The sequence below is a fragment of the Weissella paramesenteroides genome (genome assembly GCF_051903945.1).
Lineage (GTDB): Bacteria > Bacillota > Bacilli > Lactobacillales > Lactobacillaceae > Weissella > Weissella paramesenteroides_A.
On sequence record NZ_CP192268.1, the window covers coordinates 1,790,315 to 1,815,825 of the forward strand.

The 25,511-nt window shown below is 39.2% G+C and carries 20 protein-coding genes and 2 tRNA genes; 3 read left to right on the forward strand and 19 right to left on the reverse strand.

From position 1 onward, the window contains the following. Nucleotides 1–10 precede the first annotated feature (10 nt). Nucleotides 11–1,327: a GTPase HflX gene (gene hflX / locus ACQ4QH_RS08880; RefSeq protein ID WP_439818567.1), complete on the reverse strand. Its 1,317-nt coding sequence runs from the start codon at nt 1,325–1,327 to the stop codon at nt 11–13. Further along, nucleotides 1,305–1,976 carry a histidine phosphatase family protein gene (locus ACQ4QH_RS08885; protein ID WP_436582342.1) on the reverse strand — a complete coding sequence of 224 codons (672 nt, stop codon included), beginning with the start codon at nt 1,974–1,976 and terminating at the stop codon, nt 1,305–1,307. The genes hflX and ACQ4QH_RS08885 overlap by 23 nt, the downstream gene beginning before the upstream one ends. 215 nt (nt 1,977–2,191) lie before the next feature. Here ACQ4QH_RS08885 and ACQ4QH_RS08890 point away from each other — a divergent pair. Then, nucleotides 2,192–2,263, forward strand: a tRNA-Glu gene (locus ACQ4QH_RS08890). A gap of 33 nt (nt 2,264–2,296) precedes the next feature. Continuing rightward, a tRNA-Glu gene (locus ACQ4QH_RS08895) sits at nt 2,297–2,368 on the forward strand. 266 nt (nt 2,369–2,634) lie between these two features. On the opposite strand, the gene ACQ4QH_RS08900 is transcribed toward ACQ4QH_RS08895, so the two are convergent. From ACQ4QH_RS08900 to ACQ4QH_RS08925, 6 genes are all read right to left on the reverse strand, one after another. Further along, entirely contained in the window at nt 2,635–3,465 is an 831-nt protein-coding gene (locus ACQ4QH_RS08900) for an exodeoxyribonuclease III (RefSeq protein WP_439818568.1), read from the reverse strand. A 278-nt stretch (nt 3,466–3,743) separates the two neighbouring features. Continuing rightward, nucleotides 3,744–6,437: a bifunctional acetaldehyde-CoA/alcohol dehydrogenase gene (adhE, locus tag ACQ4QH_RS08905; protein WP_439818569.1), complete on the reverse strand. Its 2,694-nt coding sequence runs from the start codon at nt 6,435–6,437 to the stop codon at nt 3,744–3,746. Between the two features lie 409 nt (nt 6,438–6,846). Next, nucleotides 6,847–8,763, reverse strand: a complete 1,917-nt coding sequence (locus ACQ4QH_RS08910) for a copper-translocating P-type ATPase (RefSeq protein ID WP_439818570.1) — start codon at nt 8,761–8,763, stop codon at nt 6,847–6,849. An 8-nt stretch (nt 8,764–8,771) separates the two neighbouring features. Further along, nucleotides 8,772–9,041: a cupredoxin domain-containing protein gene (locus tag ACQ4QH_RS08915; protein ID WP_439818571.1), complete on the reverse strand. Its 270-nt coding sequence runs from the start codon at nt 9,039–9,041 to the stop codon at nt 8,772–8,774. 18 nt (nt 9,042–9,059) lie between these two features. After that, a complete protein-coding gene (locus ACQ4QH_RS08920) occupies nt 9,060–9,431 on the reverse strand; it encodes a cupredoxin domain-containing protein (RefSeq protein ID WP_439818572.1) in 372 nt (123 codons plus the stop codon). Between the two features lie 18 nt (nt 9,432–9,449). Further along, the gene (locus ACQ4QH_RS08925) at nt 9,450–9,902 is read right to left on the reverse strand and encodes a CopY/TcrY family copper transport repressor (protein ID WP_439818573.1); all 453 of its coding nucleotides are present in this window, start codon (nt 9,900–9,902) and stop codon (nt 9,450–9,452) included. A gap of 265 nt (nt 9,903–10,167) precedes the next feature. Here ACQ4QH_RS08925 and ACQ4QH_RS08930 point away from each other — a divergent pair, with 265 nt between their 5' ends. Beyond that, nucleotides 10,168–11,502 carry an ISL3 family transposase gene (locus ACQ4QH_RS08930; protein WP_439818095.1) on the forward strand — a complete coding sequence of 445 codons (1,335 nt, stop codon included), beginning with the start codon at nt 10,168–10,170 and terminating at the stop codon, nt 11,500–11,502. A gap of 260 nt (nt 11,503–11,762) precedes the next feature. On the opposite strand, the gene ACQ4QH_RS08935 is transcribed toward ACQ4QH_RS08930, so the two are convergent. From ACQ4QH_RS08935 to ACQ4QH_RS08985, 11 genes are all read right to left on the reverse strand, one after another. Then, entirely contained in the window at nt 11,763–13,658 is a 1,896-nt protein-coding gene (locus ACQ4QH_RS08935) for a M13 family metallopeptidase (RefSeq protein WP_439818574.1), read from the reverse strand. A 152-nt stretch (nt 13,659–13,810) separates the two neighbouring features. Continuing rightward, nucleotides 13,811–14,536 (reverse strand): DUF4811 domain-containing protein, encoded by a 726-nt coding sequence (locus ACQ4QH_RS08940; protein WP_439818575.1) that lies wholly within the window; start codon nt 14,534–14,536, stop codon nt 13,811–13,813. Between the two features lie 124 nt (nt 14,537–14,660). Further along, nucleotides 14,661–17,120 (reverse strand): phosphoketolase family protein, encoded by a 2,460-nt coding sequence (locus tag ACQ4QH_RS08945; protein ID WP_439818576.1) that lies wholly within the window; start codon nt 17,118–17,120, stop codon nt 14,661–14,663. 149 nt (nt 17,121–17,269) lie between these two features. Further along, nucleotides 17,270–18,001 (reverse strand): GntR family transcriptional regulator, encoded by a 732-nt coding sequence (locus ACQ4QH_RS08950; protein ID WP_439818577.1) that lies wholly within the window; start codon nt 17,999–18,001, stop codon nt 17,270–17,272. A gap of 82 nt (nt 18,002–18,083) precedes the next feature. Continuing rightward, nucleotides 18,084–19,460 carry a DHA2 family efflux MFS transporter permease subunit gene (locus ACQ4QH_RS08955; protein WP_439819522.1) on the reverse strand — a complete coding sequence of 459 codons (1,377 nt, stop codon included), beginning with the start codon at nt 19,458–19,460 and terminating at the stop codon, nt 18,084–18,086. Nucleotides 19,461–19,527: 67 nt separating this feature from the next. Next, on the reverse strand, nt 19,528–20,196 hold the full coding sequence (locus ACQ4QH_RS08960; protein ID WP_439818578.1) for an HD domain-containing protein: 669 nt from the start codon (nt 20,194–20,196) through the stop codon (nt 19,528–19,530). Nucleotides 20,197–20,217: 21 nt separating this feature from the next. Next, on the reverse strand, nt 20,218–20,931 hold the full coding sequence (locus tag ACQ4QH_RS08965) for a hypothetical protein (RefSeq protein ID WP_439818579.1): 714 nt from the start codon (nt 20,929–20,931) through the stop codon (nt 20,218–20,220). Between the two features lie 3 nt (nt 20,932–20,934). Then, nucleotides 20,935–21,429, reverse strand: a complete 495-nt coding sequence (locus ACQ4QH_RS08970; protein WP_439818580.1) for an aminoacyl-tRNA deacylase — start codon at nt 21,427–21,429, stop codon at nt 20,935–20,937. Nucleotides 21,430–21,606: 177 nt separating this feature from the next. Next, complete coding sequence (locus ACQ4QH_RS08975) at nt 21,607–23,088, reverse strand: ABC transporter substrate-binding protein/permease (RefSeq protein ID WP_439818581.1); 1,482 nt, start codon at nt 23,086–23,088, stop codon at nt 21,607–21,609. Nucleotides 23,089–23,104: 16 nt separating this feature from the next. Next, nucleotides 23,105–23,836: an amino acid ABC transporter ATP-binding protein gene (locus ACQ4QH_RS08980; protein ID WP_439818582.1), complete on the reverse strand. Its 732-nt coding sequence runs from the start codon at nt 23,834–23,836 to the stop codon at nt 23,105–23,107. Between the two features lie 180 nt (nt 23,837–24,016). Next, on the reverse strand, nt 24,017–25,501 hold the full coding sequence (locus ACQ4QH_RS08985; protein WP_002828070.1) for an ABC transporter substrate-binding protein/permease: 1,485 nt from the start codon (nt 25,499–25,501) through the stop codon (nt 24,017–24,019). Nucleotides 25,502–25,511 lie beyond the last annotated feature (10 nt).

Below are 25,511 nucleotides of genomic sequence, written 5' to 3' on the forward strand. Positions count from 1 at the left end.
TCAAATTCATTTATTTAGTCATTTCATACTGCGCAAAACGAGCAGCTTGAATTGGCGTCAGTGTGACATTCAAAATAGTTCCTGATTCATCGTAATCTAATTCATGAACCGTTGCCTGCTCGTTTAATTCATTAACGATTTGGCCATCACTAAATGGCACATGTAGCTTTGTTGTAACATAGTCAGCAAAAATATGTTCCTTAATTACCTCAACCAATGAATCCTGAGACACTTCATCAATAGCAGATAATATCAGAGTATCTCCAGCCCGATCCGGATATACTTGCTCTGGTATTTTATCAGCCTTGTTATATACCATTACCATTGGCACATCCCCAACACCAATTTCTTTCAGTGTATCAGCAGTCGTAGCCATCATTTCTTGATAGTGCGGATCAGAATAATCAACGACTTGGATGAGTAAATCAGCATCTGCTGCCTCTGCTAGAGTTGCACGGAAAGCTGCCACTAGTCCGTGTGGTAGTTTAGAAACAAAACCAACGGTATCAGATAGTAAAAAGTTTTGTTTATCCGGTAATTGGATTTTACGTACGGAAGTTTCTAAGGTAGCAAACAACATATCCGCTTGGAAAACCGTTTTCTCTGGATTATCACCGAAACGTTTGACCAAGCCATTCATAATCGTTGATTTACCTGCATTGGTATAACCAACTAAAGCGACATTACGAATACTCTGCTTTGCTCGGTAAGCCCGTCGCGTCTCATCATCTGCCTCAATATTAGCCAATTCGGCTTGTAATAATGATATTTGATGTTGAATATGCCGACGATTCGTTTCCAGTTTTGTTTCCCCAGCACCACGACTCGTAAAGCTACCACCGCCACCACCAGTTTGTTGATCAAGACGAATATTCATTGATGTACGCAAGCGAGGTAATTGGTACTTTAATTGGGCAATTGCCACTTGTAACTTAGCAACTTTTGTCTTGGCACGAGAGGCAAAAATGTCCAGAATTAATGCTGTGCGATCCATAATATCAGCAGCTGTTCCTGCCTCTAGATTACGAATTTGCGATGGTGATAGTTCATCATTTGTCACCACCATATCCGCATCATAGTAGGTCAACGCTTCCTTTAATTCATCTACTTTACCTTTGCCAAAGTATGTTGCGGCGTTAGGCTTTTCTAATTTTTGAACAACACGACCAACAACTGTCATATTGTTAGCAGCAGCTAAGTTAGCTAATTCAGTCATCTCGTAATCAAAATTTTCATTCTGTTGATCTAGCCCAGCTAAGATTACTTGCCGAGTTGGTTGTTGTTCGTTTTCTATCATATTTTTCTTACCATTTTGTTGCTGTGTCATTATATACCTTTAGTTTCAAATCATCGTCTGTTACTTCCCAAATTGTAACAGACCCATTAAGTGGCTTTTCTACAGCTAATTCATGAGACGCATACTGAGCAACCAAGTTTCGAATCAATGTCCCATGTGACACGACTAAAATATTTTGACCATCTCTCGTGTTTCGGCGTAACATTTCCAATCCTTTATTAACACGAGCCCAAAACATTTGCGCATCTTCAGCATCCCCAGTTGGATCGGCAGCATGCATCGCATCCATCACATCATCTTGGCTAAGATTTGCCATTATATCAGCATATGTCTCAACATTTGCTAAGCCATTCTTTTCGGCAATTAACTGTGAACTTTTATCACTTGGTAAACCTTCAAAGAAGCCAAAAAACTGTTCACGTAATTGTTGTAGTTGCTCTGGTTCTTTCAAATCACCGCTTTGCTTGTTACGTGATAGGACAAACTCCGCCGTCTGAATCGCACGTTGCAAGTCAGAAGAATACGCCGCATCAAAGCGAATATTCTCTAAGCGATCACCAGCAGCATAACCATCTGAAATTCCCTTATCAGTTAGTGGTGCATTGCTCCAACCTTGCATGCGTTCGTAATGATTAAAAATCGTTTGTCCATGACGTACAAGATATAAATTGAATGACATTATTCTGAGCTCCTCTTCGCTTTTCACATTTTTATTTGTAAGTTATTACTTACAATTGTAACATTAAGTACTTTATTCCTCATTAAGTTAACTACCTTTACCACTTTATTTTAAAAAAGCAAATCAGAAGCAACAATTATGCAATAATAATATTGACAGGAACAGCGTTTCACTGTATAGTTAATTATTGTTGTTAAGACAAAGATGATAATATTGGCCCAATGGTCAAGTGGTTAAGACGTCGCGTTCTCAGCGCGGAATCCAGGGTTCGACTCCCTGTTGGGCTATTATAAAATAGCTTTGCTACAATTTATCATCATGGCCCAATGGTCAAGTGGTTAAGACGTCGCGTTCTCAGCGCGGAATCCAGGGTTCGACTCCCTGTTGGGCTATATATTAGAGATCATACATAATGATTACACGTCAACACGGTTACTTCTTTGTAGAGGTACCCGTGTTTTTGTTTAGGTATACATAATAAAAATAGTTATTACATTGAAAAAAAGTTGGAACAAAAGAGACCGTTCCAACTTTTCTATACTAAAAACGTATTAACCATAAGCATGTAATTTTGATAGCATACCCATGTTTCAAAGGGCTAAAGTCAATTATCTCGCTTCCTTTAATAAGTTTTCGTCGCTATCTTATTATTCAATGATCACAACATAAATCCATCAGTCATTTCTAATTTGATTGGCGCATGATCCTGACGAGCACCAGTGTCAATGACCGATAATTCGCCCACTTGATCAGCTAGTCGATTTGAAGTCAAATAGTAATCAATCCGCCAGCCAGAATTATTGATCTTTGAGGTTTTTGAAATTTGCGCCCACCAAGTGTAAACACCTGCCTGATCCGGATGTAGATAGCGGAATGTATCCGTAAATCCTGCATCTAGTAACTGGCTGAAGTGTTCACGTTCTTCATTAGTGAAACCCGCTTTTTTGTGATTAGATTTTGGATTCTTCAAGTCGATTTCTTGATGAGCAACATTAAAATCACCAGAAAAGATAACTGGTTTTGTGGCATCCAACGTTTGCACATAGGTACGATAGGCATCATCCCACGCTTGACGATCCTCTAAGCGCGCTAACCCACTACCCGAATTCGGCGTATAGACAGTTGAAACATAATTATTTTCAAACTCCAATGTAATGATGCGACCTTCGATATCCATTTCACCAGGTGCTCCGATTTCAGGCATCGTCACACTAATTGGCTCATGGCGAGTCAACATCATCGTTCCGGAATAACCTGAACGTCCGGTACTCATTCTTAAATAACGGTAGTAATTAGGAAATAATTCATCTAAGGCTGTTTCCTGTTTCTTAGTTAAGCCAGTTGCCTTTAATTTTGTCTCTTGAATAGCTAACACATCTGGCTTTTCTAAGGCAATCTGTTGTAAGACTTCCCAGGTCATTTCACCACGCACTGACTTATGTTCGACAGCTGCATTGATACTATCAATATTCCATGATATAAACTTCATTTTGCCACCGTTCCTCTTTGAAAAATCATTTTTATTCATTATAACAAAAAACAAGACTGGGACATAACCAGCCATTATAGGCTGAAAGGGGCAATAATCCACCTATTTGACTTCGGTAGATTATTGCCCCTTTAAACGTGTTCCAAAAGACTGAAGTCTTACTGTAACAACAATTAGCCGATGTCGGCTCTTTGTTTTGCTACGAACCAACATCGGCTAATTATCGTTACTATCGGCTCCAAAGCGTCTTTTATCACACTTTGGTTTATCATTAATGACTAAAATTGGTCATGCAACAATTGTTCAATCTCATTCAAACGTGGTTGACGAGGATTTCCTGGCGTTGTTTGATCATTGTAAATAAGATCCATCAATCCTGATAGTTCACGATCAAAATCTTCTTTCTTCACGCCATTACCAGAAAGTGTTAGATCCATATTCAACTTTGCAGCCAAATTCTCAATCTTATTAATCAATGCTTGAACTAACTCGGCATCATTATTACCCGTCAAACCAAGGTAACGAGCAATATCGGCATAGTCTTTTTGTGCAGTGTACGTCTCATAACGTGGGAATGGCGTCCGCTTAACGTTACCAGTCACACCATTAAACTTGATAACATGTGTCATGGCAATTGAAATTGCTAATCCGTGAGGTAGACCGAAAGCCCCACCAGTTTTGTGAGCAATCGCGTGATTTAATCCCAAGAAAGCATTTCCAAATGACATACCAGCTAATGTTGAGGCGTAGTGCATCTTTGAACGAGCAATCTCACCTTCCTTTGTTGGATTCTTTGCATCATAATTATATGATTCTTCTAGATAATCAAAAATCAACTTGATTGCTTGCAAAGCCCATGGACGCGTAAACTCTGAAGACATTACTGAGACATATGACTCTAGAGCGTGTGACAATGCATCCATACCTGAATAAGCAACTGTACGACTAGGTACTGTCATGACAAATTCTGGATCAACAATCGCTACTTGTGGTGTTAACTCGTAATCTGCCAAGGGATACTTAACATGTGTTTCATCATCAGTAATAACCGCAAATGGTGTTACTTCAGAACCAGTACCTGAGGTCGTTGGAATCGCAACCATCTGAGTAAGACGTTGGTGCTCAAACTTTACAATACGCTTACGAATATCCATAAACTTTTGTGCTAATTCTTGGAACAAGTTTTTCAGTGCTTCATCATCATACAAAATGTCTGGATTTGTTGCTGAGTACTCATACAAGAACCGCGCAATCTTACCAGCATCAAGCGCTGAACCACCACCAAGCAAAACCACAGTATCTGGTTTAAAATCAGCCATTTGGCGCGCAATTTCAATTGCTTGTGAAATCGTTGGATCTGGACTTACTGAACCATAGAATGATGTTTTTACTTGATCATCACGAAGTGCAAATTGATCCAAAATCTTATCCACGAAACCAAACTTGACCATACCTGGATCGGCTACGATAAACGCACGATCAACATCTGGTAATTCTTGTAAATACGTAATCGCATTCGTTTCGTAGTAAATATCCTTTGGTAAACGAACCCACTGTGGACGGTTACGACGACGAGCGACTGTCTTAACATTTAATAGATCATAAGTTGATAGATTATGCGACAATGAATTCTTCCCCCAAGTACCAGTTCCAAGCGTTAGTGATGGTCGCAAAGCATCTGTATAAATGTCCCCAACACCACCAATTGAGTCGGGTTGGTTGACCAAAATACGTGATGCTTCGACTCTATCTGCATATTCTTTAACAAACGGATCATCTTGTGCCCCAATTTGAATTGCCGCATTGTGACCAGCCCCCTGGTAGTTCAATAATGCGCGCACAATTTCAACCGCTTCGTTACGATCCTGTGCCTTGTAAATTGACAATAATGGACTTAACTTCTCAGATGAAAGTGGTTCCCCAATATGGCGCTTTTCAAGTTCAAACAGTAGAACATCTTTATCCTGTGGTAATTTTAGTCCAGCTTGCTCAGCAATCCAGCGACCAGAACGACCAGCAACCGGTCCAGTTACCCCATAACCATCACCAGTTGGCTTGAACACAAAGTCAGAAATCTTTTGATAATCTTTCTTTGGTGTCAAATAAGCACCTTGTTCTTGAAGTTTTTGTAGCATTTCATCATAGATTGATGCATCAATAACCACTGAATTCTCTGATGCACAAATCATACCATTATCAAAACGCTTTGATAATAGTAAGTCAGAAACTGCACGATCAACATTAGCTGTTTTATCAACATATACGGCACCATTTCCGGCACCAACACCCATTGATGGGTTTCCAGAATGCAATGCTGCATTAACCATTGATGGACCTCCAGTTGCTAAAATTGATGCAATTTTTGGATTCTTAATCAATGCATTTGTCGCATCAATTGATGGCGTTTCAATCCATTGGATGAAGTTCTTAGGTGCACCAGCTGCAACCGCAGCATCATAAACGATTTTAGCAGCATGAGCAGAAGATCGCTGTGCTTGTGGATGGAACGCAAAGACAATCACATTACGAGTTTTTGCTGTTAACATTGACTTAAAAATTGTCGTTGATGTTGGATTCGTTGTTGGCACAATTCCTGCTAAGATACCAAGTGGTGCAACTAATTCAACTTTTCCACTTACCTTATCTTCTGAAATAACACCAACTGTTTTATCGTTCTTAATTGCATTATAAACAGATTCTGATGCAAAACGGTTTTTAGTATCTTTATCTTCAATAACACCACGTCCCGTTTCATCATAAGCTTCGTGAGCAAGTAGTAAAGCATTTTCAGAACCAGCTAGGGCCATGGCTGCGACAATCTTATCAACTTGCTCTTGCGTGTAAGTTTCAAATTTTTGTAAAGCAACTGCTGCCTGATCAACTAATTTATTAGTCATCTCTTCGGCAGCAGCATAGTGAGCTGCCTTTTCTTCAGGTGTCAGTATTTTCTTTTTTTTAGTCGTAGTAGTCATTGTATCTACCTCTCAAATTGTTTAAATTCATTAACTTTGCTCATCTTTTAACAATGTTAATTATAGCAAATACACAACGCCTGTCAACTATATAAATTGTGTTTTATCAAGCTTTCACGCTAGTTTTCATTATTTTTCACAAACTTAACATACATCAAAACAGGCGACATTGCTCATTTATTAACAAATGAAGCGCTTACATATTTTGCCCGATTTTATTTTTTAAACAAACAAAATATTCTTAAAATTACACATTTTCAACTATAAAAAATAATGAGGTTGGAACAAAAGAAAATGTTCCAACCTCATTCTGCTAAAATTGTATAAATTCTAAGCTTGTAACTTTTTTAGCATAAATGCTTTACACATTGGCTTCAAAACGATTTTTGTCTCGCTCTCTTAATTTAATCTAACTCATTGCAAGTCTTGTTTTTCCAAGTAATACTGAACTAATAACAACTGATAGAGAACTGAGTGCCATTGCAACACCGGCAATTTCCGGACTCAAAATAAATCCAAGACCATAAAACACTCCCGCAGCAACTGGAATTCCCAGCACATTATAAACAAATGCCCAGAAAAGATTCAATTTAATCCTACCAAAGGTTTTCTTGCTCAAAGCCAAAGCGGTATCGACGTCACGTAAATCATTTTTGACTAACACAATACCACCGGCATCGATCGCAATATCAGTTCCTGATCCCATCGCAATGCCAACATCTGCGGTAGTTAGTGCTGGTGCGTCATTGATACCATCCCCAACAAACGCCACTGTACTATTTTTTTGTAGCGCATTTATTTTATCAGCCTTTTCTGCTGGTAATACTTCCGCAATCACCTCATCAATACCAACTTCATCCGCAATCGCCTGCGCAACTTGTTTATTATCACCAGTCAGCATAATTGTCTTTAAGCCTCGCGATTTTAAGGCTGAAATTGCTTTAGCAGAAGTTTCTTTTGGTGTATCCTGGATCGCAATGAGCCCAATCACTTGTTTCTGTTGTCCAACCAACACGACTGTTTTAGCTTCCTTTTGCAACTGTTTCATCCGTAGCTTTAACTCATCAGTGATTGATGCATCATCTAATAAGCGATTATTACCAACAAACGCACGCTGATTATCGATCGTTGCTTGCACACCTTTTCCAGATAATGCTTGAAAATCTTTGACTGGTACCAAATCTATTTGTTGTTTCTTAGCCTCTGCTAAGATTGCCAGTGCCAATGGGTGTTCTGAATCGGCTTCTAATCGTGCTGCTAAAGTCAGAACTTGTTTTTCATTGCCAACAATATCGGTTACTTCGGGCTTACCAACAGTAATTGTACCTGTCTTATCAAAAACAACAGTATCTACAGCATTGACTTTTTCGAGCACCTCGCCATTTTTAATCAAAATGCCCATTTTGGCACCACGACCCGTACCAACCATCAAGGCAGTTGGCGTTGCCAACCCAAGTGCACATGGACAAGCAATCACGACAACTGAAACGGCAAAAATCAATGAATGTGAGACATCATGGCCGATAAAGACATACCAAATCAAGAAAGTTAAGATTGCAACAATCAAAACAACTGGTACGAAGATATCCGATACACGGTCGGTAAGTTTTTGAATTGGTGCATGACTAGACTGTGCCTTTTTAACTAAGGTTACAATTTGGGCAAGCATGGTTTGGTCACCCACCTTTTCGGCACGAAAAACGAACGTTCCTGTCAGATTCATTGTTGAGCCAATGACTTCATCCCCAATTTGTCTAGTAACTGGCATACTCTCGCCAGTAACCATCGATTCATCAATGGTTGATGTACCATCAACAATTTTCCCATCAACGGCTATCTTTTGACCTGGCCGCACTCGAATTAAATCATTAGCAACCACTTCTTCCAGTGGTAATTGAATAAATTTACCATCACGCTTTACTTCAGCATCTTTTGCTTGTAGGTCCATCAATTTTTCAATCGCCGAAGAAGCGTTATCGCGCATTCTTTCTTCAAGTACTTGTCCAAGCAAGACAAAAGTGATCACAAAAGCTGCACTCTCAAAAAAGACAGCTTTCCCCGTAAACATCGCATAAATACTATATATATAAGCAGTTCCCGTTCCAACTGCAATCAATGTATCCATATTTGAGTGATGCTTTTGAAAAGAAGACCAAGCACTAGATAAAAACGGACGCGCTGAAATCAACATAATGACCGATGTTAAAATTAACATTGTCACCTCACCACCTGGCAACATCCAATGCGTGAACGGCATGACAATCATTGCAATTAACATTGGCAGCGACAATATCAATGATATCCAAAACCGTTTGGTAATTTTCATGGGTTCACCTACTTTACCACGACTTTACCATGGAACATATCCATACCACAGCTAAAATCAAATTCACCGGATTCTTCAGTGCTAACGCTGACTGTTCTAGGTTCATCAATTGGTAAATTCTCTTCAAAACCCAGTTCTTTTGAATGGACCACATCCAAACATCCCTGCGCACTAGTACGAGTGAAGGTAATTTCTGCTGGCACGCCTTGTTTTAAATTGACCACTTCTGGACCATAACCACCTGCGACTGTTACATTTACTTTTTGTAGTTCACTCATCTTTTTTCTCCTTTATTGTCATTTAATAATAACTTTGCCATGGAACATGTCCATACCACATGCCCAACCATATTCACCAGGTTTACTTGTATCAATCGTAATCGTTTCTTCTTGATTTTGTGGTAAAGCCTGATTGATTCCAAAATCAGGGAAAACAACATGATCTAAGCAACTCGATGGATCAGTTCTCGTAAAATGTAATTTAGCTGGCACACCTTGTTTTAAAACAACTTGTTCTGGTGAATATCCTCCCTTAACAAGGATATCAACGTCTTGTTGATCTGATGCAATAGCTGCCGTTTCAGTCACTGCTTCATGTTTGCCAAAGAACCACCAGACAATAAAACCAATGATAACAATTCCAATAAGTAACACAATTATTCTTGCCATATGAACTAACACTCCTTTCTAAGCCATCACAGAACCACTTTCGCAATGCTCACAACTCATTGGTGCAATACAATCACAAGTCACCGTCTCTGGTGCTGTTTGCAATTTTTCAGCTAAAATTTTTTGTAATTCCTTAATATCAGTTTGACTTAATGTTGTATTTGCCACCAATTTTGCCATGGTGCGGCCCTTTTTCATGCGACACAAACGACTAAAAACTTCAGTTGTCATTTGATCCATCGCATCATCTTCACCAATCAATGGTTGATAGATAAATTTTCGTCCTTCTTTACGCGTTGTTAGAACTTCTTTTTGCACCAGCCGGCGTAATAAAGTTTTAATGGTTGATTCAGTCCAATCTTTTTTTCCCCGAATTGCCATAATGATGTCACTACTACTAGCCTCATGTAAGGTCCAAACGACACGCATTAACTCCCACTCAGCAGTCGACATCTCTTTTGCCTGCGCCATGGTCTCACCTCTCTTTTTCGTCTACATTTGTAACTGTAATCAGTATAGCCCTTTTTGTTGACGTTTGTAAACAAAAAAGGGTTGGAACATTTTCTTTTGTTCCAACCCTACCCTTTATGCTAAAAATATAGGCTCTATACTTTCTAGCGTGAAACTAAAAATTTCACGCTTTTTATTTCGCCTTTTTCACAAATATAAAAAGACACCAATAATATACCGGCGTAAAATGTAATCGACGAAAAAAACAGATACGAGGTATTTATTGATGTCCATTAATGATTCTATCCTAAATTCAGTTGGTTTAACAGACAAAAACATTAAATTTTTAATTTCTGATAACGGTGATTTTAATGAATTAATGACCATAGGTCATGATCAACACCAAATCTTACGCTATCGCGCAACGTTAACGACAGTTCCAGAGCATTGTCCGCAATGTGGTTTCTTATTGTCGGGACATTTTTATCTGGCTGGTACCGATACTGCATCATACAAATTACCCACAGCAAACGGTTATCAACAAATTTTATTGTTAACCAAGCAACGTTATCAATGTCTACGTTGTAAAAACACATTTATAGCACAATCAAAAGATTTTATGTCCAATTCAACTATCTCACGGCCATTGTTACATCAAATTATTGACTTAGCAAAACGTGATATTTCCGAAAAAGATATTGCTTACATTTTGCATATATCACACAGCAAAGTTAATCGACTACTGCATCATGCCGCTAAAGCATATCGTACGAATTATACAAAATCATTACCTACGGTCATTTGTGTTGATGAAGTACTCTATGCAAAGCATCATTACGGTTTTGAAATGATAAATGGCACGACGAGTGATTTAATTGAGATTTTTCCAACCCGTACCAGTATAGATATTCGTAGGTATTTATCTAACTACGACCTATCTAATCGTCAACGTGTACAATACGTCGTTACTGATATGAACGCTAATTATAGCGCACCCTTACGGGTGATGTTTCCTAACGCTCAAATTATCATTGATCGTTTTCATATCATTCAATTAGCCATGAAGGCTGTACAATCCACACGTATCACACTACAACGAACAATTAATAATAAGCGTAGTCGTGTATATAAACTACTAAAATCTAACTGGCAATTCTTTATTACAGACCAGTCAAAGATAGACACAACGCAACCACGATGGTTCAAAGGAATTAATGAGTACCTATATCCACAAGATGCTCTACAACTTATCTTTGGTCTATCACCAAAATTCAAACAAGATTATAAAATATACCAAGCCGTCTTACGTGCGCAACGATCTCGTTCGTTTGATGAATTTTCAGTAATTTTATCGCAATACAAGCCCAATCACTCAGCAATGGACCAGGTGATTTTAACCTACAAGAAAAATCTAAAAAGTATCAGAAATGCCTTTTTACAAACACCTTCTAACGGACGTATTGAAGGCATTAATCGTCGCATTAAACAAATTGGCCGTACGGCATATGGCTATGGTAATTCATTGAATTATTTTTTCAGAATACGTCTACAACTATTCAATCGCAAACATATAAACGCTAGTTTTATGAACCTACTAACTAAAAAAAGCTTGCGAGTCTGACAAAATCATCAGATTCACAAGCTATATTTCACAAACTCTTTAGATCGATTTTACGATTTTTCACGCTATTTGACATAGAGCCAAAATATATTAATTATCAGCATGAAAGTTTTATAGCATAAACGTGTTCCAAAAGTCTGAAGCCTCAATGTAACGCAATTTACGCCATCCCTGTCCTTCCGCTTTGCTTCGGCTAAAAACGACGCAAAGCACGTGTCACACTGGCTTCAAAACGACTTTTGTCTCGTTCCCCTTTTTAATTACCAAATCATCGTCCGCTCACTTGGTTCACGATACATACCATCATCAGGTTTTACATCAAAGGTCTCATAAAAATCATCAAAATTTGAAACAATCACGTTAGTACGTGCTTTGTTAGGTGCGTGCACATCAACGGCGGCAAAAAACTTCATTAATTCTGGTCGTGCCTTCATGCGCCAAATCGTTGCCCAACTTTCAAAAAATTCTTTCGCTGAAAAATCTGCTTCTCGTTTGGCTGCCGCCAATGCAGCAGCAAAGCCACCTAAGTCAGCAACATTCTCAGAAACCGTTAGCTTACCATTAACTTTTGCACCGTATGAATCTAAACCATCAAATTGGGCAATAATTTTTTGCGTGCGCTCCTTAAAGGCCGCATAATCTTCGTCAGTCCACCAATTGTTTAAGCTACCATGTTCATCAAACGAAGCACCATTAGTGTCAAATGCATGCGAAATCTCGTGAGCGATAACTGCACCAATCCCACCATAATTTGCAGAAGCTGATTGCTCTAAACTGTAAAATGGTGCCTGCAAAATGGCTGCCGGGAACACGATTTGATTTTGCTGTGGATCATAATACGCATTGACCATATGTGCTGGCATATGCCATTCATCACGGTCTACTGGTTGATGCCACTTTGCCCATGTACGAGCAACACTTTGTCGTGTAAATTTTTGCATTGCTTCAAACAATGTTGCACCATCATCGACTACTTTATCCTGATAGTAATCAGGTAATTTCTCTGGATAACCAATGTGTGGCTTAATTGCATTCAACTTAATAATGGCTTGATCTCGCGTTGCTTGTTGCAACCAAGTCGCCTGCTGCAAACGCTCTTTATAAACGTCAATCATCGTCGCTACTTTATCCTCAACATCAGCTTTAGCTACTACCGAAAACTTTTTATGCGCATACCACAAACCTAACGCTTGATTAAAGGGGCCTTCAGCTAGATAATAAGCTGATTTTTGACGATTTTTTGCTTCCGGTGTACCTGATAATGCACGGCTATAGGCACCACCCAGGATACGGACTTCATCAGATAAGTAACCTGTATAACCATTGGCGATGCCAACGATTAGGGTTGCTTGCAAAAGTGGCCAAGCTTCTTCAGAAAAGAATTGATCGGCCGCGTGCCAGAATCGTTCTTCTGGTACAACAACCATGTCAGGTTGCTCACCTATCATCGCCGTTACGATATCGTTTAATGGCAAAGCTGGCGCTAAAGCTGTAAAATCTTCCCATTTATATGGCTTATATAGTTTGACATACTCTGAAGATTCTTCTTGACTTAATACGACCTTGGCAACACGCGCATCAAAAGCAATCGCTTTATCCAGTAAGTCCTTAATTTCATCAGAACTAAAGCCAAATTTAGGCAATAATTGTTCTTGAGATTCACGCCATTGCCTTAGTAAATCGGCACCTTGTGGATGGCCGGGTTCATAATAAGTTGTATCTGGCAAAATCGTCCCTAAAGCGTCAGCCCATAAGACGTATGTTTGGGCGTCTTTGAAATCAGGTGCAATACCTAATGGTAAAGCATTTGACAAACCTTCTTTTTCTAAAGCAACGATATTTTGAGCAAAATCGGCAAATGATTTAAATTGCTGATAGCGTTCAATAATTGGTTGAACTGGATCAGTGCCTAGTTCGTTACGTGTTTGCCAATCCGCAGCCAGACGATGGTACTTGATAAAATTTTGTAGCACCCGATCATCTGGTACATCGTCCCCAGCTAGCCATTTATCAGTTGTTGCTAACATTAGTTCTTCAATCTCATCAGCTAAGTCAATGAAGCCACCTGTTCGTGACTTATCATTTGGAATCACAGCTTGTGCGATCCATTCTTCATTGATTGCTTCATAAAAATCATCTTGTCGACGTGTCCCCATTGTTTCACCTCAAATTTTAATTTTTCTTATAGACTAAGATAACACAATTTACCATCTTAGAACATCTGCCATTTTTATTTTCAATAAAGGTGTAATAAAAAACCGCATATGGTGATATAGATTAAAATCACACGTATCCGGCATTAAAAATATTATTGTGCTTGTTGCCATTTGCTAATTTGGTTTACCATATCAACCTTTAATTGCTTTTTGGCATCGCTTGTCACTTGCTTAACAACATCATTTTTCAACTTATTCTGACTCTCTGTATCATTAACAAAATCTTTATCCGTTTTCACTTTTTCAGCAACACGTTTATCAATTTCATCTCGTACCTTACCAGAAATTTTTGCTTCATTTGTTTCAATTAATTTCTGTAAATCATCAACTTTATCATTAGGTACAACATACCAGCCCTCAGGTAACGTCAATTTATATGTTGTGCCACCTTGTTCAAGGGTTTTTTGCCCCAAAAGTAAGAAACGACGCCACGTTGAGTTAGCTTGATAAGTCATTACTGTTGTTTTTAACGTTGCATCTTTACCAGCAACCACTTTCGTTTTGGCTTGTTGTGTCAATGTTTGATACGTCTTATCATTTGTTTTGTATGTATAACGCAAGCGACCGTTACTACCTTTTTCTGTTGTAACTAAATTAAACCCATCAATCACAACCGCAGGCTGAATTTTTTGTGTCTTTGAAAAGGGTACTTCCGCCATCAAGAAGTGACGTTGTTGGGCACGTTGCACACCCAGCCCCATAAAAATAGTCAATAAAAGACCAAGCGTAATCGGTACCCATCGGACTTGATGATGAACGACCCCTTGGATGGCTGCATACGCTAACAGCACAATTCCTAACACAAATAAGACAATCATTAACTTTCTCCTTAAAAAACATATTCAACCATTAAAAATTATACCAAAAAAAGCTCATAACCGCCAAAGATTAGCGATTATGAGCTTTTATTTTATCGATTCAATACTAAATCTGATTTGTCGATTACTTGTTTAAAGCAGTCCACTTCCAGTCAGTAAACTCTTCGATATCGCGTCCCTCATTACGAGTAACATCGAAGTGCTTTGCCAAGATAGCATCCATCTTCTCATCAAAGGCCTTTGCTTCATCAGCATTGATTACGCCCTTGTCAGCCAAGATGTTTGCAGCTTCCTTAGCTTGGTGGAAACGATCCAACTCTGAGTATACACGCATATCGTAAGTCGTTGTGATGTCACCATCTTCACGGTAACCGTGAACGTGTGCCCCTAAGTGTTGACGCTCGTAGAAGATTGACTCAATCAAGTCTTCGAATCCGTGGAAGCCAAACATAACTGGTGTTCCTGATTCACCGAACAATGCCGTAAACTTGTCATCTGACAAGGCACGTTCGTGGTTCATCTTACCATTCTTGTTTAGCAAACGGTGCAATTCAACAACGTTGACATAACGCATCTTAACTGCTGGGAATGCCTCGTTGATCAAGTGCAATGCAGCAAGAACTTCGATTGTTGGCTCAACACCAGCTGATGCAAAGACGATATCAGCATCTTCACCTTCAGCAACAGTTGAAGCCCAATCAATGACCTTAACACCTTCAGTAGCCAACTCTTCAGCTTCAGCAACTGAGAACCATTGTTGACGTGGTTGCTTTGAAGCAACGATGTGGTTGATCTTGTGACGTTCAGTAAATGCACGACCAAAGACAGCCAACAAAGTGTTACCATCGGCTGGCAAGTACTGACGGATAAAGTCAGCCTTCTTCTCAGCCAAGTGTGTCAAGATACCTGGATCTTGGTGAGTGTAACCGTTGTGGTCTTGTTGGAAAGCAGTTGAAGTTGAAATCAAGTTCAATGATGGATAATCATTACGCCATGGTTGTTCTGAAGCATGACGCAACCACTTGAAGTGTTGTGTAATCATTGAATCAACAACACGTAGGAATGATTCGTATGATGCGAAGACACCAACACGACCAGTCAATGTGTATGCTTCTAGCCAACCTTCAGCTTGGTGCTCTGACAATTGTGCATCCAAGATACGACCTTCATGAGCTTCGTGTTGGTCGTTAGGTTCCTTAACCTCTTCCATCCATTGACGGTCAGTGATCTTGAACATCTCCCACAAACGATTTGACATCGTCTCATCAGGTCCGAAGATACGGAATGATGTTGGGTTCAACTTTGAAACTGCAGCAAAGTAAGTTGACAACACGTTCATGTCCATGTTGCGGTTACCGTCTGACAATTCCGTTCCACGGTTGTCAGCAGTCACTTCGTTAGTAAAGTCTTTCCAGTTTGGCAATGCCAAATCAGTAGGTTCTTCACCACGACGACGACCACCATTAGCAACTGGGTTAGCAGCCATACGCTTGTCACCCTTTGGTGCCATTTCGGCAACTTCTGCCTTCAATGAACCATCAGCGTTAAACAATTCGGCTGGCTTGTATGAATTCAACCATTCTTCAAATTCAGGCAAAGTGTCCAACTTTTGTTGTGCCAAAGGAAGTGGCACTTGGTGGGCACGGAATGAGTTTTCAATTGGCTCACCAGCAGCGTTATGAGTTGGTCCACCCCAACCCTTTGGCAAGCGAGCAATGATAACTGGCCATGCAGCAACTTCACCATCAATATAGCGACCCTCTTCACGGGCAGCCTTTTGAATAGCTTGAATGTCTTCAATAGCTTGGTCGAATACCTTAGCAGCCAATTCGTGGTATGCCATGTAATCGTGGATATCATCATTTTCGATGAAACGTGGTGAATATCCCAAACCTTCGAAGAACTTAGTAATCTCTTCATCACTCATACGTGAGAAGATTGTTGGGTTTGAAATCTTAAATCCATTTAAGTCCAAGATTGGCAATACAGCACCATCGTTCTTAGGGTTCAAGAACTTGATTGAGTGCCATGCAGTCATTGAAGGACCAGTCTCAGCTTCCCCATCACCAACAACTGCGAAAGCAATTTGGTCAGGGTTATCCAAAACAGCACCAGTTGCGTGTGATAGTGAGTAACCTAACTCACCACCTTCGTGCAATGAACCTGGTGTTTGCGCAGTCATGTGTGATCCAATTCCACCAGGGAATGAGAAACGCTTAAACAAACGGGCCATACCTTCAACATCTTGAGTGATCTCAGGATAATTTTCAGTATAAGTACCATCCAAGTATGAGTTCGTAACCATAACTTGGCCACCGTGACCAGGACCACCGATGTAGAACATGTTCAAATCGAACTTGTTGATCAAACGGTTAGCATGAGCGTATAGGAAAGTTTGTCCTGAGATAGTTCCCCAGTGACCGATAGGCTTAACCTTAACGTCATCCGCTTGTAGTGGTGTGTTAGTTACTGAAAACAATGGGTTGCTCTTCAAAAAGATCATACCTGCTGAAAGGTAGTTGGTAGCACGCCACCAAGCGTCAACCTTTTCTAGATATGCTTTTGAATCAAAATCTACTGCCATTTTGATTAGATCTCCTTTTTACTTTTGAGAAAGGTTTAATCGCAGAAGTTATCTCCTGGATTACAATTATTATAATAACAGATTTCCAAACCAGGTACAATAAAAAACTCCTAATTGGACCGTCCCAATTTGTGACATTAAATTTTCAGTTATTCACCATCTAAACTAACGAAACTATTGTAACGCATGTATTCGTAATGAACGCGCATTTGTCCAACTTCAAAAGGGGTCCCATCATCTAAAAAGTACACACCAGACATCACACCCACCGGTTCAGTCGGCTTTAAATTCAAATATTGTTGATCTTCTTCACTAGAAGGTTCTGCTGTGACAGTCATAAATGATTTGGTGACTGCTTTATTGGTTGTTTGCTCAGCGTACTGAAACATTGAATGGGTCATATCTTCAGCTGTTAGCATTGGTAATAGCTTCACTGGAACGACCGCATTTTCAATCATAAATACTTTATCTTGCAATGTACGCAAACGTTTAATACGATAAACTTCTTCATCTTGCTCTAAAAATAAGGCCTCACGGTCTTCATCATTTGCAATTTCTTTTTCAAAAACAAGCAATTTAATCGCTGGTGTTTCCCCTTTAAAACGAAATGAATCTGAGACGCCCAAATTTTGTCCAACCGCATGAAACATGCCTTGATTCTTTAGATAGAGGGGATTAACAAAGGTACCTGACCCACGTTTTTTAAAAATGATCCCTTGTTGCACCAACACCGTTAATGCCCTTTTGATTGAACTTCGTGAGACACCATATGAAGTAGCCAATGACCGCTCATCTGGTAACTTTAGATCCGGGAATTCTTGCGCATTGATACGCCGGTTTAAATCATTGAGCACTTCTATATAGAGTACTTCCTTAGCCATTTTGAACCTCCTGTTCACTACAAGTTCTAATCATAACACAAAAGTGGTCCAACCAAAATAAGGTTGGACCACTTTGATAAATTTATTCGGCTTCACCGTGCACATGGCGGTCGTCAACAAAATTCTGACGATTTTGTAACAAACTAGTCAATAACAAAGCGAGGATAACTAACCCTGTTGCTATCCAAAATGCAACATGTATCCCATTCAAATCTGCTGACGCTTGTGTATGCCCTGCCTTTACACTAGCAGAAGTTAGCCCATAAGCAGTAATCAGAGCGGCCGTACCAAATGATGCGGCAACTTGCCGGATCGTTGTATAGACAGCTGAACCATCTGGTACCATGTTTATTGGCAATGAATTAAAAGCTTCTGTCTGAATAGGCATCGTCACCATCACAAGACCTAACTGACGAATCAATTGACCAAGGGCTGGTAACCACAACGGTGAATTCAATTGTAAGTTAGCTAAGATAACCGTTCCCAAAACAACGATTCCTAAGCCAATTGGTGCTAAACGTCGGGCACCAAATTGGTCGTACCATTTACCAGATGTTGGTGACAAAATAGCTGTGATCAATGCACCAGGCAATAGCACCAATCCAGAAATCAAAGCTGATTCACCACGTACCGTTTGCATATATAAAGGTAGCATCAATGCACCACCATACAAGGCACACATCAAGACCACATTGATAATCGTGGCAATTGTAAAATTATGATATTTAAACACATTAAAGTTTAGCAATGGATTTTTCGCATGCGTTTGTTGATAAACAAATAAAGTGGTTACTAAGATACCAACAACTAAAAATCCCCAAACATTTGGGCTGGTCCATTGACCATCCCCAGCATTTGAGAAGCCATACAATAAACTTCCTAGCCCAACACTTGATAGTAAGACACCCAAAAAGTTAAAACGTAAGAATTTTTGCGTGCCAATGTTCTTTAATAAGAAAAAGGCTAAAATCAAATCTAAAAAGATAAACGGTGCAATTCCCCAGAATAGCCACCGCCAAGAATGATTGGAAACAATAAATCCAGATAATGTTGGCCCGATTGTAGGCGCAAAATTCAATGCTAATCCAATGATTCCCATGGCCTCACCACGGCGGTTAGCTGCAAAAATGTTCATTACCACAACATTCATTAAGGGACCAAAAATACCAGCACCAGCTGCTTGCACCATACGTCCTAGGATTAAAGTAAAATAAGTTGGGGCAAATCCTGAAATCAGTGTCCCAATTGCAAAAACCAACAATGCACTAAGATATAGGGTTCGCGTTTTTAAACGTTGGATTAGAAAAGCAGTCAATGGCACCATAATACCATTCACTAACATGTACCCATTGGTCATCCATTGACCAAGTGCAGTGGAAATTTTAAAATCCGCCATGACTTGTGGTAATGCCGTATTCATTAATGTTTGGTTTAAAAAGCCCAGAAAAACACCGACCATTAATATTAATAGCACGCCACGTTCCTTTTTTGATATCGTATTCACAGCCACACTCCTATGTTATAAATTAGTAATCCTTTTGTTGCCACTCTAATTCAAATTGTGTCACAAATTCGTGCATCAGTTTGTCTCTTTGCTCACCAATTCGCTTCCCCTCATCCGTATTCAAATAATCTTTTAGCAAAAAAAGCTTTTCATAAAAATGATTCATGATTGTCTCACCATCTGCCTGACGATACTCAGCCTTTGTTTTGACTTGTCGTGGCTTAATATCTGGATTATACAATTCATGTCCATGCGCAACGCCATATTGAATCACTCGAGCAATCGCAATTGCCCCAATTGCGTCTAGACGATCTGCATCCTGGACAATTTGTCCAGCTAACGTCAACGGTACCGGGTGACCAAACCGTTGCTTACTCCACGACATATTATCAATGATTGTAAAAATTTCTAATTGTTGTGCTTGAGATACGCCAATTGTTGTTAACATATTAACAACCCGCAACTTTGCTTCATCGACATCATCAAATAATTTATCATCATAAGTATCATGCAAAACAGCAGCAGCTTGTGCAATAAATGCATCAGCCCTTGGTTCCGTTGTTAGAATGTGTTGCGTCATACTAAGTACCCGCAGAATATGTGTCATATCATGGCCAGTTTGATCTGCAGTTAATAGCTGTGCCGTAAAATCAGTAATAGCTGCTAATTGTTTGTCTACCTGTTCATCCATGAGAGTCCTCCGTTAAAATCGTTAATCTAAAATTTTTGCTATGATCAGCATTAAAAGACTAATGCCCATGTCAATTAACCAAACTACTCCTAGCCAATAACCAGCCGTTTCAACAATCAACCACGGGTCTGAAATAAACAATCCTACAACTAACCCTATCAAAAGTAACAATAAGCTGTAATAAAGAACGCCATGCCCAACGTTCAACCAGTCTGCATGGCTAAGATCCATCGCTAAATTTAGATTAATTACAACAATTACCCAAATCACCAAGTGCCACCATGGTACCTGACTAAAAATCTGCCAGCCAACAGTTTGCACGTGAAACACTTGTGGCCAAAGTAGTTGTGTTGTTATCCCGGTTAATAGGGTGATGCCAATAATTGGTGCCAACCCAATAAAAAAATTTCCTAACTCTTGATACTTATTTTTTGGTTGCCATGAATGGGCAACATAACCTAATCGATTTTCTTGCTCTGACTGAAACGGGTTAGTTAATAATACTAATCGATTGATTTTATGACCAAACAGCAGTGCCATACCTGCGTGAGATAATTCGTGAACCATTATCCCTAACCAACCGAATATCATTGGTGCGTGGTACCCAAATCGATTGACGAGATGTTGGTTAGTTCGCATGATAATCGCAGACAGACAATAGCTAGCAACCATCGGCAGTAGTAAAAAAATGAGAAACAAATACAGCACCGTATGCCAAATAATTACGCCTGACATAGATTATTCAACCGTACGAATATCAGCAAATTTTGCATGTACAAATTCGGCTAAAGCCTCCGCATCGATACGAATCGAACGGCCAACTTCACCTGCTGAAATCGTAATCGTTCCAGCTTCCTTAGCACTATTGTCAAAATAAATTGGAAATTTCTTAGTTTGCCAAATCCCAACAGGGTTATTTGCACCATGTATATAGCCTGTTGTCTTTTGCAAATCCTTGGTTGGAATCATGTTGACCTTTTTATTACCAGACACGGCTGCTAACTTTTTTTCATTTAAGTGGTTATCAACTGGCACAATGCCAATTACTGGTCCAGTCACATTGCCATCCAACGCCAATGTCTTATAAATATCATGGTCTGTCAGCCCATAGGCATCTAACTCTGCTTGATTACGATTCATTCCACCTGAAAAAACAATGGTTTCATAAGGGATTTTTGCCTTATCTAAGATTTGTTCAACAAGAATTTTCTTAATACGTACTTTCTTTGCCATCTTGTCTCTCCTTCATTCTCTATCCTTTTTAATATACGCCATTCTTTTCACTTAGAAAAGTAAACCCTACTTTAAAGAAACAGGTAAGCAAAAAAATCCCTATCACGACACTTACAAGAAATGTCGTGGTAGGGATTTTTAATAATTCACATTGTGTTGACTACACTATATCTTTAACTAACCCAATGTTTTATCAGATTTACGTAATTTCTTTTCAAATAAATTCAACAACCGGCTGATACCGAATGTCAAAATAAAGTAAATTGCTGCCGTGATAATTAATGGTATAAATGGTTTGAAAGATGCTCCTTGAACCACTGATGTTTGGAAGGTCAACTCACCAACACCAATTACCGAAACAACTGAACCTTCCTTAATAACCGTCACAAACTCATTACCTAAGGCTGGCAAAATATTTTTGATTGCCTGTGGTAAGATCATGTACCGCATCGTTTGATTTTTCGTAAAACCAAGCGAACGTGCTGCTTCAGTTTGTCCTGTTGGCACGGCTTGAATACCAGAACGAATAATTTCCGCCACATATGCTGCTGAGTTCAAGAACATCGCAATTGCACCAGCTAAGAAACTTGATACATGCACACCAATTGCTTGGGTACCAAAGTAAACAATAAATACTTGAATCAACAAAGGCACACCACGGACAGCTTCAATGTATGCGGAAGCCAACCATTTAAATGGTTTGATTGATGATAGTTTCATTAAGGCAAATAAGATACCCAAGATAATACCAAAGAAGACACCGATCACGGCCAACCCAATTGTATAAAGGGTTCCCTTCACAAAGTATGGGGCATACTTCGAAGCAAAGGATTCTTTTTTATTCATCAATTTAATGGCCTTGTCCTGCATTTTTTGCAATGGCGCACCAATAATATGATCATCTAATATCTTGTTAACTTTTGCCTGTAGTACTGTCGCATTTTTGTTCATAACGACTGATGAACCGTTCGTAATACCTGGTAACTTTGCCGGTGACACAGCAAACTGATTACTTTGTTCCAAGTAACTTTTAGCGGTTGTACTTGCAACAACCACACCATCAACTTTTTTCTGCGTTAATTGTGTGACTTCATCAGTGATTTTCTTTAATGAAACCACTTGTTTATTCGAAATTTCATGTGCCAAATCGTCTTGTTTAGATGAGACTTGCGCTGCCAATTTTGCGTGACGAATTTGCTTCAAAGTTTTCCATTTATTTTTGTTTTGCTTCAATGTTAAGACAACATTCTTATCGACAAAGTAAGGCTTTGAAAAGTTAACTTCTTGTGCACGTTCTGGTGTCTCAGTCATTCCCGCAACAACGATATCAACTTTACCAGTCTTTACAGCACCTAGCAAAGCATCAAAACTCATTTCTTGAATTTCTGTTTTCACACCCAGTTGCTTACCAATTTCACGAGCCACATCCATATCAAAACCGACAATCTTGTCTTGACCATTTTCAGTTGTATGGAATTCATAGGGGGCGTAGTCCGCTGAAGTTCCAACTACTAATTTACCAGATTTTTTAATGCGCGCTAAGGTTGGATCCGTTTGATCAGCATTTACGGCATGAACATCAAAAATTCCCATACCACTACTAATCACAAGACCAAACGCCATTACCATCATGATGAGCTTTTTCATCCATTTATTCATGATTTAATTTCCTCTCTTACAACATCTTTGCTAAGAAATTTTGCGCACGTTCTGAATTTGGATTTTCAAAAAAGCCTGTTGGGTCATCATACGCTGTCATTTCACCATCACTCATAAACCAGATTTTTGAAGCAACTTCACGCGCAAAGCCCATTTCGTGAGTGACCACTAACATAGTCATTCCTTCGTTTGCCAACTCACGCATGGTCTTCAACACTTCGCCAACCATTTCTGGGTCCAAGGCAGAAGTTGGTTCATCAAATAACATAATCTTGGGATTCATTGCCAATGCACGAGCAATCGCCACACGTTGTTGTTGACCACCAGACAAAGATGCTGGGTAGACATCAACTTTATCAGCCACACCAACTTTTTCTAAAAATTTTTGGGCCGTTGCCGTTGCTTCACTGTCAGAAATCCCTTTTACCTTTGTCAAAGCAATTTTTACATTCTCCAAAACCGTCATATTTGGAAACAAGTTAAAACTTTGGAAAACCATCCCCAAATCTTGACGAATCTTATCAAGACCAGCTTCACTCGCTTTAGTAATATCTTGATCGTCAAAAATCACTGCTCCTGAAGTTGGGTGTTCTAACATATTTAGCTCACGTAATAAGGTCGACTTTCCAGTACCAGAAGGACCTAGGATTGCAATCACATCCCCTTCTTCAACTTGAGCATTGATTGACTTTAAAACTGTATTTTCACCATATTCTTTATGTAAATTTTTAATCTCTAGAATTGCCATATTTCTACTCCCATTCATTACTGACCAATAAATATTAACAGTAATTGAAAGTATATGCAATAAATTCCTCAAAAAACCCTTAAAATTCTATTTTTTATTCAAAAAAACTGAATATATACGTAAAATAGCGTATACATTCAGTTTCCTAATTAATATGAAATTTTTAAACAAACGATTGTTTTATCCAAACGACTTATCTGATTTATGTAATTTCTTTTCAAACAAGTTCAGTAAACGACTAATTCCAAATGTCAAAATAAAGTAAATCGCGGCTGTAATAACTAATGGCAAGAACGGCTTAAATGATGCACCTTGCACAACTGATGCTTGGAAAGTCAACTCACCAACACCAATTACTGAAACAACAGATCCTTCCTTAATAACCGTCACAAACTCATTACCTAAGGCTGGCAAAATATTCTTGATGGCCTGTGGCAAAATCATATAACGCATCGTTTGATTTTTCGTAAAACCAAGTGAACGAGCAGCTTCGGTTTGACCATCAGGTACCGCTTGAATTCCTGAACGAATAATTTCTGCCACATACGCTGCTGAATTCAAGAACATCGCAATCGCACCAGCTAAGAAACTTGAAACATGAATACCAATCACTTGCGTTCCGAAGTAAACAATAAAGACTTGGATTAGTAGTGGCACACCACGGACAGCTTCAATATAAGCAACTGCTATCCACTTCAATGGCTTAATTGATGACATCTTCATTAGTGCAAATAATACACCTAACACAATTCCGAAAAAGACACCAATTACAGCCAAACCAACAGAGTACTCAGTACCCTTGATAAAGTAAGGGGCATACTGTGTTATAAATGATTCCTTCTTATTCATCTGCTTAATTGCTTTATTTTGCCAACGATGCAATGGTGCCCCAATAACATGGGCTTTTAAGATACCATCAACTTTTTCTTTCAAAACGGGCGCATTTTTATTCATCACAACTGAAACAGCATTTCCTGTTTTGATTGGCAACACTGCTTTAGTGATAGCGAATTGATCACTTTGATCTAAATAACTTTTGGCTGTTGTTTGGGCAACAACGACTGCATCAACTTTTTTCTGACTTAACTGTGTCACCATATCCGTCACTCTTTTAACGGACACAATTGGCTTACTTGTTAAATCGCCCGCTAAGCTTGCCTGACTAGAAGAAACCTGAGCACCTAGCTTGGCATTCTGTAGTTGTTGTAGGGTAGCAAATTTATTTTTATTTTGCTTCAATGTTAGAATAACGTTTTTATCGTTATAGTATGGTGTTGAAAAGTTAACTTCCTTTTTACGTTCTGGCGTGCTAGTCATCCCGGCAATGGCCATATCGATTTTGCCAGTTTTAACAGCTCCTAACAATGCATCAAAACTCATATCCTGAACAACAAGCTTAACCCCTAGATGTTTTGCAATGGTCCGAGCAACATCCATATCAAAACCAATAATTTTATCCTGACCATTAATGGTTTTGTGAAATTCATACGGTGCATATTCAGCAGAGGTTCCAACCACTAATTGACCTGATTTTTTAATATGCTGTAAGGTCGGATCAGTCTCATCTGCATTAGCACTTGAGACACCAAATATTCCGATACCACTACTAATAAACATACCAATCGCCATTAGTAGCACAATTGCTTTTTTCATCCACTTCTTCATAAATACATTC